This window comes from Streptomyces sp. NPDC050564 (genome assembly GCF_044457265.1).
GTDB lineage: Bacteria > Actinomycetota > Actinomycetes > Streptomycetales > Streptomycetaceae > Streptomyces.
In genome coordinates, this window is sequence record NZ_JBITGS010000035.1 from 1 (window position 1) to 13368 (window position 13368).

At 68.2% G+C, this 13368-nt stretch carries 12 protein-coding genes; 3 read left to right on the forward strand and 9 right to left on the reverse strand.

The genetic code is table 11. From position 1 onward, the window contains the following. Positions 1–431 precede the first annotated feature (431 nt). The 3 genes from ACIBK0_RS39720 to thyX all read right to left on the reverse strand — a co-directional run bounded on the left by ACIBK0_RS39720 (position 432) and on the right by thyX (position 4106). The gene (locus ACIBK0_RS39720; RefSeq protein ID WP_399091216.1) at positions 432–2117 is read right to left on the reverse strand and encodes a ribonuclease J; all 1686 of its coding nucleotides are present in this window, start codon (positions 2115–2117) and stop codon (positions 432–434) included. Positions 2118–2255: 138 nt separating this feature from the next. After that, positions 2256–3155, reverse strand: a complete 900-nt coding sequence (gene dapA / locus ACIBK0_RS39725; RefSeq protein ID WP_399091220.1) for a 4-hydroxy-tetrahydrodipicolinate synthase — start codon at positions 3153–3155, stop codon at positions 2256–2258. 210 nt (positions 3156–3365) lie between these two features. Then, positions 3366–4106, reverse strand: coding sequence for an FAD-dependent thymidylate synthase (gene thyX, locus ACIBK0_RS39730; protein ID WP_399091223.1), 741 nt, complete (start codon positions 4104–4106; stop codon positions 3366–3368). A 243-nt stretch (positions 4107–4349) separates the two neighbouring features. Between thyX and ACIBK0_RS39735 the strand changes: the two genes are divergently transcribed. Both ACIBK0_RS39735 and ACIBK0_RS39740 read left to right on the forward strand, forming a co-directional pair. After that, entirely contained in the window at positions 4350–4589 is a 240-nt protein-coding gene (locus ACIBK0_RS39735; protein WP_399091226.1) for a hypothetical protein, read from the forward strand. A gap of 122 nt (positions 4590–4711) precedes the next feature. Beyond that, entirely contained in the window at positions 4712–5269 is a 558-nt protein-coding gene (locus ACIBK0_RS39740) for a hypothetical protein (RefSeq protein WP_399091229.1), read from the forward strand. A gap of 96 nt (positions 5270–5365) precedes the next feature. Here ACIBK0_RS39740 and ACIBK0_RS39745 read toward each other — a convergent pair whose 3' ends face one another. The 5 genes from ACIBK0_RS39745 to rpsO form a co-directional block, all read right to left on the reverse strand. Next, positions 5366–5818 carry a hypothetical protein gene (locus ACIBK0_RS39745; RefSeq protein WP_399091232.1) on the reverse strand — a complete coding sequence of 151 codons (453 nt, stop codon included), beginning with the start codon at positions 5816–5818 and terminating at the stop codon, positions 5366–5368. Positions 5819–5849: 31 nt separating this feature from the next. Further along, positions 5850–6602: a 4-hydroxy-tetrahydrodipicolinate reductase gene (gene dapB, locus ACIBK0_RS39750; protein ID WP_399091235.1), complete on the reverse strand. Its 753-nt coding sequence runs from the start codon at positions 6600–6602 to the stop codon at positions 5850–5852. Positions 6603–6648: 46 nt separating this feature from the next. Next, positions 6649–8028: a M16 family metallopeptidase gene (locus ACIBK0_RS39755; RefSeq protein WP_399091238.1), complete on the reverse strand. Its 1380-nt coding sequence runs from the start codon at positions 8026–8028 to the stop codon at positions 6649–6651. Continuing rightward, positions 8025–10241, reverse strand: a complete 2217-nt coding sequence (locus ACIBK0_RS39760) for a polyribonucleotide nucleotidyltransferase (protein WP_399091242.1) — start codon at positions 10239–10241, stop codon at positions 8025–8027. Before ACIBK0_RS39760 ends, ACIBK0_RS39755 begins: the two co-directional genes overlap by 4 nt. A 362-nt stretch (positions 10242–10603) precedes the next feature. Continuing rightward, positions 10604–10891 carry a 30S ribosomal protein S15 gene (gene rpsO / locus ACIBK0_RS39765; protein ID WP_037741887.1) on the reverse strand — a complete coding sequence of 96 codons (288 nt, stop codon included), beginning with the start codon at positions 10889–10891 and terminating at the stop codon, positions 10604–10606. 266 nt (positions 10892–11157) lie between these two features. Between rpsO and ACIBK0_RS39770 the strand changes: the two genes are divergently transcribed. Beyond that, positions 11158–11454, forward strand: a complete 297-nt coding sequence (locus tag ACIBK0_RS39770; RefSeq protein WP_399091245.1) for a DUF397 domain-containing protein — start codon at positions 11158–11160, stop codon at positions 11452–11454. 231 nt (positions 11455–11685) lie between these two features. On the opposite strand, the gene ACIBK0_RS39775 is transcribed toward ACIBK0_RS39770, so the two are convergent. Beyond that, a complete protein-coding gene (locus ACIBK0_RS39775; RefSeq protein ID WP_399091248.1) occupies positions 11686–13167 on the reverse strand; it encodes a PQQ-binding-like beta-propeller repeat protein in 1482 nt (493 codons plus the stop codon). Positions 13168–13368: the final 201 nt, after the last annotated feature.

Below are 13368 nucleotides of genomic sequence, written 5' to 3' on the forward strand. Positions count from 1 at the left end.
GGAACGGACGCTTCCTTTGTACTCACCCGAGAGACTCTCTCAGGCTTTCCTCCGGGCGCTTCCCTTCGGTCTTGCGTTTCCGACTCTATCAGATCCTTTTTCCGATCCGATTTCCTCGGTGCTTTCCAGGTTTCCGCTTCAGCGTTTCCCTTTCCGGCGGCTCCGACTTTATCAGAGATTCTGAGTCGGAATTTCCGTCCCTCTCGGAGTGTCCTGGCACGCAGTAGTGCCGGGTTCCCGTTCAGGCGGAGCCGTAAACGTACTGGAGCGGGGGGGGGGGGGGGGGCGGCGGGGGGGGCCGCCCGCGGGGGGGGGGGGGGGGGGGGGGGGGGGGCGGGCGCCGCCCGCGGGGCGGGGGGGGGGGGGGGGGGGGGGGGCCCCCCCCCCCCCCCCCCCCCCCCCCCCCGCTCCGGGTTGGCGCGTACGAGGGGTCAGACCTCGACGACGACCGGGAGGATCATCGGGCGTCGGCGGTAGTTGTCCGACACCCACTTGCCCAGTGTGCGCCGGATGAGTTGCTGCAGCTGGTGGGGCTCGACCACGCCGTCTTGGGCCGAACGCTCCAGGACCTCCGTGATCCTCGGGATGACGTCGGCGAAAGCAGAGTCGTCGATGCCGGAACCACGGGCGTGCATGTGCGGGCCACCCGTGATCTTTCCGGTGCTGGAGTCCACCACGACGAAGACCGAGATGATGCCCTCGTCGCCGAGGATCTTGCGGTCCTTGAGTGCGGGCTCGCCGACATCACCGACCGAGAGGCCGTCGACGTACACATATCCGGCCTGGACCTTGCCGGAGATCTTGGCCTTGCCCTCGACGAGGTCGACGACGACACCGTCCTCGGCGATCACGATGCGATCGTGCGGAACGCCGGTCAGGGCTCCGAGCTCGGCGTTGGCGCGCAGGTGGCGCCATTCGCCGTGGACCGGCATCAGGTTCCGTGGCTTGCAGATGTTGTAGAAGTACAGCAGCTCGCCCGCGGAGGCATGGCCGGAGACGTGCACCTTGGCGTTGCCCTTGTGGACGACGTTGGCACCCCAGCGGCTCAGGCCGTTGATGACGCGGTAGACCGCGTTCTCGTTGCCGGGGATCAGGGACGACGCCAGGATCACCGTGTCGCCCTGGACGATCCGGATCTGGTGGTCCCGGTTGGCCATCCTCGACAGGGCAGCCATCGGCTCACCCTGGGAGCCCGTGCACACGAGCACGATCTCGTGGTCCGGGAGGTCGTCCAGCGTCTTGACGTCAACCACCAGGCCCGGCGGGACCTTCAGGTAGCCGAGATCCCGGGCGATGCCCATGTTGCGGACCATCGAGCGGCCGACGAAGGCGACCCGGCGGCCGTACTCGTGCGCCGCGTCCAGGATCTGCTGAATGCGGTGGACATGGCTGGCGAAGCTCGCCACGATGATCCGCTTGTGGGCGCCGGCGAAGACCTGGCGCAGCACGTTCGAGATGTCACGCTCGGGCGGGACGAAGCCCGGGACCTCGGCGTTCGTGGAGTCGGAGAGAAGGAGGTCGATGCCTTCCTCGCTCAGCCGCGCGAAGGCGTGCAGGTCCGTGAGGCGGCGGTCCAGCGGGAGCTGGTCCATCTTGAAGTCGCCGGTGTGCACCACCATGCCCGCGGGGGTGCGAATGGCGACCGCCAGCGCGTCCGGGATGGAGTGGTTGACCGCGACGAACTCGCAGTCGAAGGGGCCGATGCGCTCGCGGTGACCCTCGGCCACTTCGAGCGTGTACGGACGGATGCGGTGCTCCTGGAGCTTCGCCTCGATGAGGGCGAGGGTCAGCTTGGAGCCGATCAGCGGGATGTCCGGCTTCTCGCGCAGGAGGAAGGGGACGCCGCCGATGTGGTCCTCGTGGCCATGGGTGAGGACGATGCCCTCGATGTCGTCGAGGCGATCTCTGATGGACGTGAAGTCCGGCAGGATCAGGTCGATTCCGGGCTGCTCCTCCTCGGGGAAGAGCACTCCGCAGTCGACGATCAGCAGGCGGCCGCCGTATTCGAAGACCGTCATGTTCCGGCCGATTTCACCGAGGCCGCCGAGCGGGGTGACGCGCAGGCCACCCTCGGGGAGCTTCGGCGGCGGGCCGAGTTCAGGATGCGGATGACTCAAAAGACTCTCCTCACCACGCGCGCCACGTACCTGGCAAGGCACGTGGCGCGCGTGACGTTCGTGCAGTAGCAGTTGTCTGTGTGGGGTGCAGGCCCCATGGCCTGCGTGGTCGTACGTATTCAGTTGTGAAGTCTTTGGTTAGAGCTCTACCCCGCCGGCGGCAAGATCGATCTTGAGCTGGGCGGTCTCCTCGGGCGACAGCTCGACCATCGGAGCGCGCAACGGTCCGGCGGGCAGGCCCTGGAGGTCGAGCGCTGCCTTGGTCGTCATGACGCCCTGGGTGCGGAACATGCCGGTGAAGACGGGAAGCAGCTTCTGGTGGATCTCGGTGGCCTTCTGGACGTCGCCCGAGACATACGCGTCGAGCATGGCGCGCAGCTCCGGAGTGACGACGTGGCCCACGACAGAGACGAAGCCGACCGCGCCCACCGAGAGCAGCGGCAGGTTCAGCATGTCGTCGCCGGAATACCAGGCGAGGCCGGAGCGGGCGATGGCCCAGCTGGCGCGGCCCAGGTCTCCCTTGGCGTCCTTGTTGGCGACGATACGCGGGTGCTCCGCCAGACGCACCAGGGTTTCGGTGTTGATCGGTACGCCACTGCGGCCGGGGATGTCGTAGAGCATCACCGGCAGTTCGGTGGCGTCGGCGATGGCCGTGAAGTGCCGGTACAGGCCCTCCTGCGGGGGCTTGTTGTAGTACGGCGTCACGGTGAGCAGGCCGTGCGCGCCGGTCTTCTCGGCGGCGCGGGCGAGCTCGATGCTGTGGTGGGTGTCGTTCGTGCCGACGCCGGCGACGATGTGGGCGCGGTCGCCGACCGCCTCCAGTACGGCTCGTACGAGATCCGATTTCTCCGCGTCGCTGGTGGTCGGGGACTCGCCGGTGGTGCCATTGATGATCAGGCCGTCGTTGCCTGCGTCCACCAGGTGGGTGGCGAGCCGCTGAGCGCCGTCGAGGTCGAGTGCGCCGTCCGCCGTGAAGGGCGTGACCATGGCGGTGAGGACCCGCCCGAAGGGGGTCTGCGGAGTGGAGGTCGGAGCCATGGGTAACACGCTACTCGCTGCTCAAGGCGGGGTCTGCCCTCGGGGCAGGCGACAAGTCGTGACAAAAGTGGAGCCCGGCACTGCCTGCTCGGGGGTTCAAGCAGTGCCGGGTCCGTTTGATCAGGCTAGATGAACTTCGCGAAATGCCGCAATACGGACACTTCGCTCGGTTGATCCGTACATCTGTGCCGGATGGCGTGCGGAAGCTCGCTACGGCGCCACGCGCCCGTTGGCGTTGAAGGCCGCGTATGTGAGCGGCATCAGCTTGGCCCACTCCGACTCCATCTTCTCCCCGACCATCTCGATCTCGCGCTGTGGGAAGGACGGGACCTTGGCCAGCTCGTGCTGGGTGCGCAGGCCGAGGAAATGCATCAGCGAGCGGGCGTTGCACGTCGCGTACATCGACGAGAAGAGGCCGACCGGGAGCACGGCGCGGGCCACCTCACGGGCTACGCCGGCCGCGAGCATTTCCTGGTACGCCTCGTACGCCTGTCGGTAGGAGTCCTCCATCACACGGCCCGTGAGCTCCTGCTGGGCCTGAGTGCCCTCGACGAAGACGTATTTGCCGGGGCGGCCCTCCTGGACCAGCTTGCGGGACTCGTCCGGGACGTAGAAGACGGGCTGGAGCTCCCTGTACCGGCCCGATTCCTCGTTGTACGACCAGCCCACGCGGTGCCGCATGAACTCGCGGAAGACGAAGATCGGGGCGCTGATGAAGAACGTCATCGAGTTGTGCTCGAAGGGGCTGCCGTGCCGGTCCCGCATCAGGTAGTTGATCAGGCCCTTGGAGCGCTCCGGGTCCTTGTGCAGCTCGTCCAGGGACTGCTCCCCGGCGGTGGAGACACGGGCGGCGAACAGCACATCGGCGTCGGACGCGGTGTGCTTGATCAGCTCGACGGTGACATCGCTGCGGAAGCTGGGCTTGAGGTCGTCGGCGGGGGTGTCGGTCACGGTTCGGAAGGTCCTTCCCATCACAGGCTCGGGCGGCGCCCACTCTACGGCCCGGCACTGACAACGGGGCGTTCGGTACCTTGCCGCGACATTCATCGGCGAACTTCTGCGAATTCGGTGATTCTGGGCACCTCTTGGGGCATTCGCTCGTCTGTACTGGTGACGGCGACCTCGTTCGAGTCGCCGGTCGCCGGGCAGCAGATCCCTGCTCCCCTACGAGTGTCCAGAGGAGAAGCGACCCCCATGTTCCGTCGGCGCGAGCCTGTTCCGTTCGCCTTCATCGCCGAAGCCGACAAGTTCCGCAGCAATGTCACTCCCCCACCCCGCGAGCGCGCGTCCGCCGGACAGATAGCCGGCCGGTTGCTCATAGGCCTCACCGTGGTCGCGGGGATCGCCGGCTCCCTGATACTGGGCATGCCGGCCCTGTCACAGGACCAGTCACCTGCGACGACGCAGCATTCCGAGGCGTCGGACGGCCGCTGATCCTGCCCCACCGCCCACGTGGTGTGGGGGCACCCCCATGGCCCCCCACGGGTGGTGGGCACGCATCCGGCTCGATAACCTCACCGGGCACAGCCCGTGCGTGGATTGAGTGAGGATCAGTCGTGCCCCTGCCCTTCTTGACGGCGGACCGCGCCTTTGACGAGGCGGCGGACGATCTCGCGCTGCCCTACGACAACCGTGACCGCTGGCGGCGTCCCTACCGGCCCGGGCCGTGCCGGGTCGGCGCGGCCGCGCTCGTCCTGCTGCTCGCCTCGTATGTGCTCGTCGCCGCGGTGGTCATCGCGGTCGCCGGGACCCTGAACGCCGGCGCGGCCTGTCTGGGCGGGGCCGCTGTCGCCATATTCTGCGCGCTGCGGCTGCTGCGCGTGGGTGTGTGGGTGAGCGCGCGGGGGCTGCGCCGGGTGGGCTTCTTCCTCACGAGCACGACGCCGTGGGAGCGGGTCGTCACGGTGCGGACGGTGCAGCAGCCGGTGCGCTGGCTCGGGCTGCCGCGCACCGTTCAGGGGCAGGCGCTGGTCCTCGTACGCCAGGATCGTGCGCCCGAGGACGTACCCCCACTGCTGACCACGCACAACGCCGATTTCCTGGGGCGTGCGGAAGCCTTCGACCGCGCGGCGGACGCCATTGAGGTGTGGGCGGACGAGTACCGGCGGGGCTGAGACCCCGTACGCCTGCCACGACGGGACGGGAAGGGCCGGACCGCGGCGTGCGGACCGGCCCTTCCCCTCTGCGTGCCCTGGAGCCGCGTACGGCCCTCAGGCCTCCAGCGTCCTGCCCTCGCGCAGGGCGATGGCCCGCTGCATCGCCTTGCGGGCGCGCGGGGTGTCGCGGGCGTCGTGATAGGCGATCGCAAGACGGAACCAGCTGCGCCAGTCGTCCGGCGCGTCCTCGGTCTCGGCCTTGCGCTTGGCGAAGACCTCGTCGGCCGAATCACGGTCGATGCGGCCACCGGCGGTGCGCCTCAACTCGTCGACGGGCAGGCCGCCTTCGGCGTCCAGTTCGGCGGCGAGGCGGTTGGCCTTCCGGACGAACTGGGTGTTCTTCCAGAGGAACCAGATGCCGATGACCGGCAGGATCAGCACCGCGACGCCGAAGGTGACGGTGATCAGGGTGCCGTTCTGGATGAGCAGCACGCCGCGGCTGCCGACCAGGACGAAGTAGACGACCAGGGCGGCGGCCGTGACGGCGTAGGTGATCTTCGCGCGCATGTCTGTCAGCTATCTGTAGCCGTCCCCCGGCTCAGCCGAGGTCGAGGAAGTTTTCCAGGCCGAAGGTGAGGCCCGGCGTGGTCACCACACGCCGCACGCCGAGCAGGATGCCCGGCATGAAGCTGCTGTGGTGGAGGGAGTCGTGGCGGATGGTGAGCGTCTCGCCCTCGCCGCCGAGCAGCACCTCCTGGTGGGCCAGCAGCCCGCGCAGGCGGACCGAGTGCACCGGGACACCGTCGACGTTCGCGCCGCGGGCGCCGTCCAGGGCGGTCACCGTGGCGTCGGGCTGCGGGGCGCTGCCCGCGCGCTCCCGGGCCGCGGCGATGAGCTGGGCGGTGCGTGTGGCGGTGCCGCTGGGGGCGTCCACCTTGTTCGGGTGGTGCAGTTCGACGACCTCGACGGACTCGAAGTAGGGCGCGGCCACCTCGGCGAACTTCATGGTCAGTACGGCGCCGATGGAGAAGTTCGGAGCGATGAGCACGCCCGTCTCGGGCGACGCGGCCAGCGAGGTGGTGAGCTGCGCGAGGCGCTCGTCGGTCCAGCCCGTCGTACCGACCACGGCGTGGATGCCGTGCCGTACGCAGAAGTCGAGGTTTCCCATGACCGAGTCCGGCGTGGTCAGTTCGACGACGGCCTGGGCGCCGGCCGCGACCAGTGTCTCCAGCGTGTCGCCCCGGCCGAGCGCGGCCACCAGCTCCATGTCATCGGCGGCCTCGACGGCTCGTACCGCCTCGGATCCGATCCGGCCCTTGGCACCGAGGACCGCCACGCGCAGCTTGCTCATTGCTTCGTTCCTTACAGAGACCTTGCAGAGACCTTGCAGACAGGACTTACGCGACCGCGTCGTGCAGACGGGACGCCTGCTTGTCCTTGAGGGGGCCGATGACCGACAGCGAGGGCCGCTGTCCCAGGATGTCGCGGGCGACCGAGCGGACCTCGTCCGGGGTGACCGACGCTATCCGGGCCAGCATGTCGTCGACGGACATCTGCTCACCCCAGCACAGCTCACTCTTGCCGATACGGTTCATGAGCGCGCCGGTGTCCTCCAGGCCGAGAACGGTGGAGCCCTGCAGCTGGCCGATGGCGCGCCCGATCTCGTCATCCGACAAACCGTGCTCGGCGACCTGGTCGAGCTCGTCGCGGCAGAGCTTGAGCACGTCGTGGACCTGGCTCGGCCGGCAGCCCGCGTACACGCCGAAGAGGCCGCAGTCGGCGAAGCCCGAGGTGTACGAGTACACGCTGTAGGCCAGACCGCGCTTCTCGCGGACCTCCTGGAAGAGGCGGGAGGACATGCCGCCGCCGAGGGCGGTGTTCAGGACGCCCAGGGCCCAGCGGCGGTCGTCGGTGCGGGCCAGGCCCGGCATACCGAGGACGATGTGGGCCTGCTCGGTCTTGCGGCCGAGGAGCTCGACGCGGCCCGCGGTGCGGATGCCGCGCCGCCCGTCGCGCGGAGCGAGCGGGATGGCATCGGGACCGCGTAGGGCGCCCGCCTTCTCGAAGGCGGCGCGGACCTGGCGTACGACCTTGTTGTGGTCGACGTTGCCCGCACAGGCCACGACCAGGTGCGTCGGGTCGTAGTGCTTCCTGTAGAAGCGGCGGATGCGGTCCGCGGTGAGGGCGTTGACGGTGTCGACCGTCCCGAGGACCGGGCGGCCGAGCGGGGTGTCACCGAGCATCGTGTGCGCGAACAGGTCGTGCACACAGTCGCCCGGGTCGTCCTCGGTCATCGCAATCTCTTCGAGGATCGCGCCACGCTCGACGTTCACGTCGTCTTCGAGGATGAGCGAGCCGGTCAGCATGTCGCAGACGACGTCGATGGCCAGCGGCAGATCGGTGTCGAGCACGCGCGCGTAGTAGCACGTGTACTCCTTCGCCGTGAACGCGTTCATCTCGCCGCCGACCGCGTCGATCGCCGAGGAGATGTCCAGCGCGCTACGACGCGACGTGCCCTTGAAGAGCAGGTGCTCCAGGTAGTGCGTGGCGCCGTTCAGCGTCGGCGTCTCGTCGCGGGAGCCGACGTGCGCCCAGATGCCGAAGGTGGCGGAGCGCACGGAGGGCAGGGTCTCGGTGACGATGCGCAGGCCGCCGGGGAGGGTGGTCTTACGGACCGTACCGATGCCGTTCTGGCCCTTGATGAGGGTTTGGGTACGGGCGACGGCCCGCGCCTCCGAGGAGGTGCGGGCCGTCGCCGTGGAGCTACTAGACGTCACTTGTCGGTGTCGTCCTTCTTCTCGTCGTTCTCTTCACCCTCGATGACCGGGATCAGGGAGAGCTTGCCGCGGGAGTCGATCTCGGCGATCTCGACCTGGACCTTCTGGCCCACGCCGACGACGTCCTCGACGTTCTCCACGCGCTTGCCGCCGGCGAGCTTGCGGATCTGCGAGATGTGCAGCAGACCGTCCTTGCCCGGGAGCAGCGACACGAACGCGCCGAAGGTCGTCGTCTTCACGACGGTGCCCAGGTAGCGCTCGCCGACCTCCGGCATGGTCGGGTTGGCGATGCCGTTGATCGTGGCGCGGGCGGCCTCGGCGGCCGGGCCGTCGGCGGCACCGATGTAGATGGTGCCGTCGTCCTCGATCGTGATCTCGGCGCCGGTGTCCTCCTGGATCTGGTTGATCATCTTGCCCTTGGGGCCGATGACCTCACCGATCTTGTCCACGGGGATCTTGACGGTGATGATCCGCGGGGCGTTCGGGGACATCTCGTCCGGCGTGTCGATCGCTTCCATCATCACGTCGAGGATGTGGAGGCGGGCGTCGCGGGCCTGCTTGAGAGCCGCGGCCAGGACGGAGGCCGGGATGCCGTCCAGCTTGGTGTCGAGCTGGAGGGCGGTCACGAACTCCTTGGTGCCGGCGACCTTGAAGTCCATGTCGCCGAAGGCGTCCTCCGCACCGAGGATGTCGGTGAGGGCGACGTAGTGCGTCTGGCCGTCGATCTCCTGGGAGATCAGACCCATGGCGATACCGGCGACGGGGGCCTTCAGCGGCACACCGGCGTTCAGCAGCGACATGGTGGAGGCGCAGACCGAGCCCATGGACGTCGAACCGTTGGAGCCGAGGGCCTCGGACACCTGACGGATCGCGTAGGGGAACTCCTCGCGGGTCGGCAGAACCGGCACGATCGCGCGCTCGGCGAGCGCACCGTGGCCGATCTCGCGGCGCTTCGGGGAGCCGACGCGGCCGGTCTCGCCGACGGAGTAGGGCGGGAAGTTGTAGTTGTGCATGTAGCGCTTGCGGGTCACCGGGGAGAGGGTGTCCAGCTGCTGCTCCATGCGGAGCATGTTGAGGGTGGTGACGCCCAGGATCTGGGTCTCGCCACGCTCGAACAGCGCCGAGCCGTGCACGCGCGGGATGGCCTCGACCTCGGCGGCGAGCGTACGGATGTCCGTGACGCCGCGGCCGTCGATGCGGACCTTGTCCTTGATGACGCGCTCGCGGACCAGCTTCTTGGTCAGCGCACGGTATGCGGCGGAGATCTCCTTCTCGCGGCCCTCGAACTGCGGAAGCAGCTTCTCGGCGGCGATCTCCTTGACGCGGTCCAGCTCGGCCTCGCGGTCCTGCTTGCCGGCGATGGTGAGCGCCTGGGCGAGCTCGCTCTTGACCGCGGCGGTGAGGGCCTCGAGAACGTCGTCCTGGTAGTCGAGGAAGATCGGGAACTCGGCGGTCGGCTTGGCGGCCTTCGCGGCGAGGTCCGACTGCGCCTTGCACAGGACCTTGATGAAGGGCTTCGCGGCGTCGAGGCCGGAGGCGACGACCTCCTCGGTCGGCGCCTCGGCGCCGCCCTTGACCAGCTGGATGGTCTTGTCGGTGGCCTCGGCCTCGACCATCATGATCGCGACATCGCCGTCCTCCAGGACGCGACCGGCGACGACCATGTCGAAGACGGCGTCCTCGAGCTCGGTGTGCGTCGGGAACGCGACCCACTGGCCGTTGATCAGCGCGACGCGGACGCCGCCGACCGGGCCGGAGAAGGGCAGACCGGCCAGCTGCGTGGACGCGGAGGCGGCGTTGATCGCCACGACGTCGTACAGGTGGTCGGGGTTGAGGGCCATGATCGTGGCGACGACCTGGATCTCGTTGCGCAGGCCCTTCTTGAAGGACGGGCGCAGCGGGCGGTCGATCAGACGACAGGTGAGGACGGCATCCTCGGAGGGACGGCCCTCGCGGCGGAAGAAGCTGCCGGGGATCTTGCCGGCGGCGTACATCCGCTCCTCGACGTCCACCGTGAGGGGGAAGAAGTCGAGCTGGTCCTTGGGCTTCTTGGAAGCGCTGGTGGCCGACAGCACCATGGTGTCGTCGTCCAGGTACGCCACGGCGGAGCCGGCGGCCTGCTTGGCCAGGCGGCCCGTCTCGAAGCGGATGGTGCGGGTGCCGAAGGATCCGTTGTCGATAACGGCCTCGGCGTAGTGGGTCTCGTTCTCCACTAGCGATATCTCCTCGTCTTCGTCCCGTCCTGCCCGTGTGGCAGGGGGACGGTGGCGGAGAGCGCTCCTTCTGGTGCGGGCCGGTCTTCGATCGAAGCACCCGGGGCTCGCATTCCCCCGGGGGCCACTACCGAGGACCGGCGGCGGCGAGGTGCGCCTCTCCTCGTTCATTGACGTGATGGGCCCTACCCGGCGGGTACGGCGCCATCACGCTGTGTCGTACGTGCTGTGTCCTGCGTATTGCGTTGTGCTACCACACTACAAAGCGTCAGTGACACTCCGCACGTACAGAGACGTACAGCAGCACGTACAGCAAAAGGAGCGGCTCCCAAAGAAGTGGGAACCGCTCCCTTCACGGCGTCTTACTTGGCGCCCGCCGCACCGCGGCGGATGCCCAGGCGGTCGACCAGCGCACGGAAGCGCTGGATGTCCTTCTTGGCCAGGTACTGCAGCAGGCGGCGACGCTGACCGACCAGGATCAGCAGACCACGACGGGAGTGGTGGTCGTGCTTGTGGGTCTTGAGGTGCTCGGTCAGGTCCGAGATCCGGCGCGAGAGCATGGCGACCTGGACCTCGGGGGAGCCGGTGTCGCCCTCCTTCTGACCGAACTCGCTGATGATCTGCTTCTTCGTAGCGGCGTCGAGCGACACGCGTACTCCTCGTAGTCTCTGAGTAGCCACCGAGTGCCCCTGGTCCACATCTCAGGGGAGCTTCCGTTACTCGGGAGGCGGGGATCCGCTGGGCGCGGCCTCCAGAGCGGTGAGCTCCGGGGGTGCGTACACAAACGGCCGTCACACAGGGTACCAGCCTGGGAGGACGCGTCCGTCCGGGTCCCCGAACCTGCCGAACGGCGCGGACCAGGCCACTAGGGTGACCGCACAGGTCATTCGCACCGTGGGGAAGGGGCCGCCGGAACATGGCCGAGGAAGCGGACAAGGACGTCAAGGCGCGCAAGGAGCGGGAGAAGGACGAGCTCTACGCCCTCGACATCTCGGGCGTCGAATGGCACAGCGCGCCGGGCACGGAGCAGCACGAGGAGCGGGTCGAGATCGCGTACCTGCCCCAGGGCGCGGTGGCCATGCGTTCTTCCCTCGATCCGGACACGGTCCTCAGGTACACGGAGGCCGAGTGGCGGGCCTTCGTGCTCGGGGCCCGGGACGGGGAGTTCGATCTGGAGCCGGCGCCCCACAAGGGCGGGCTCGCGGCGGAGTAGCGCCAGAGCGGGAACGACAGGGGCCGACGCGGACATGTCCACGTCGGCCCTCAGCGTCTCGGCGCACGGGGGGCCATGCGTCTCAGTGCGCGGGCGCGATACGCCTCAGTGCGCGGGCGTGATGCGCCTCACTGCACATGGACGTCTCGGCGCACCAGGGCGATGCGTCCCAGTGCACGCGGACATCTCGGCCCATCTGGACGATGCGTCTCACTGAAAAACGCGGACGCCTCAGTGCACGGGGGCGATGCCCACCGCGGCCGTCACCGGATCGTGGGGGGCCGAGGCCGGTGCCGAGAGCTGCCGGGGAGAGAAGAACGCCCGGCCGTGTTCGACGAGGATGTCGGACCACTCGGGGGTTTCCATGCGTGAGGCGTCGTCCGGCAGGTTGAAGAAGAGGAACGGCGTCTCCTTGCCGGTGGCGGGGTCGATGCTCACGATGGCGGCGGGGCCGATGTTGTCGGAACTCGGCCGGTAGACCAGGAGCTTGTCCCCGCTCATCTTCACGGGCCACAGCGGCTGCAGCGGCCGTCCGTCGAACTTCCGCAGGGTCTTGCCCGTCTTGGCGTCGAAACCCACGATCCAGTTCTCCGCCTGGTCGACGTCGCCGTCCGCCTTGCTCGCGACGAAGATCTGGCCGTTCCCCACGACCATCGCGTAGCAGTTCTCCATCACTCCGAAGTACTGCGTTCCGTCGAACGAGTCACCGCACATGGGGTCGAAGCGCCCGCCCCGCATGGAGATCGTGGCGCTGTGCCGGCCCTGGTCGTCGAGGGTGATCAGGTCGGTCACGCCGTAGTCCCCCGCGCCCACGGCCAGTACCGGCGGGTCGGAGGAGGGCATGTAGACGCCCGAGATGCCGTCCTTGAGCTTGTACGTCCACTGCGGCTTGCCGGTGCGCGGGTCGATCTTCTGCACCCGGTACGCATGGGTGGACTCCTCTCCGCACCGGAGCAGGACGAGCAGGTTGTGGCCGCCGGCGAAGCCGACGTCCTCACACGTGGAGACGTCGGTGCTCTTCCAGAGCTGCTTGCCATGGGTCATGTCGTAGGCCACGGAGCCGTTGCCCCATGCCACCGCGACCGTGCCGCGCGCCATGCTCAGGTTCGTGTTCGTCACATACGCGGTCTTCGCGTCGGGCATCGTCGCGGTCCACAGCTTCTTGCCGGTGTCGAGGTCGAAGAACACCACCTCGTCGCAGATGCCCGCATCCTTGGTGCCCTTGCGCTTGTACGGCTGGACGACGACGGCGGTCCGGCCGTCGGCGGTGACGTGCTTGGTCGTCGCGCAGATGTGGCCGTCCAGCTTGATGCTCCAAGCCGCCTCGTCCACACCGAACTTGAACCCCGTGATGGTGTTCTTGATGCCCTTGGCGAAGATCTTGTCGGTCGCCCAGGTGCCGGGCGCGTACCGGGTCTCGTCGTCCTTGAACTTCTCCTCGTCGAAGTCGATGACGAGTTCACCCTCGGGTGTGCTCGGCAGCTTCTCGGCCGTCTCCCTGATCTCGTCCGGGGCCTGCGGGGCGGCAGCCGCCTTGTTGTTCGCCGGGGTTTCGTCACCGGTGGCGTACATCAGAAGCCACCCGCCCGCGCACAGCACCACGACGAGTACGGCGGCCACAACGCCGAACAGCTTCGTGCGGCGCTTTTTCCGCTCGCTGTCCGCCGCCAACGCGGATTGGGTGTACGGGGATGGGGGTGGGCCGAAGCTCACGCGCTCGGGTCCTTTCGGTGAAAGCCGGTCGGTCTCGGAGGGGCCCTCTACTATGCATGGCCCTTGATCGTGTACATGCAGGGGGCAACGCGACTGTCTCGATGGTTTTGTTTGTCCGGTTTGGGGCTCAATAGTGAGCGTGCGTACGCCACTTCTGGGCAGGGTGTGACGTAGCGGGCAGCCGCGGCGGGGTGGACAGGC

Coding starts and splice junctions, on each gene's coding strand:
- dapA (WP_399091220.1), bottom strand. CDS start 3,155: ATGGCTCCGACCTCCACTCCGCAGACCCCCTTCGGGCGGGTCCTCACC.
- ACIBK0_RS39770 (WP_399091245.1), top strand. CDS start 11,158: ATGGCCGAGGAAGCGGACAAGGACGTCAAGGCGCGCAAGGAGCGGGAG.
- dapB (WP_399091235.1), bottom strand. CDS start 6,602: ATGAGCAAGCTGCGCGTGGCGGTCCTCGGTGCCAAGGGCCGGATCGGA.
- ACIBK0_RS39735 (WP_399091226.1), top strand. CDS start 4,350: ATGTTCCGTCGGCGCGAGCCTGTTCCGTTCGCCTTCATCGCCGAAGCC.
- ACIBK0_RS39745 (WP_399091232.1), bottom strand. CDS start 5,818: ATGCGCGCGAAGATCACCTACGCCGTCACGGCCGCCGCCCTGGTCGTC.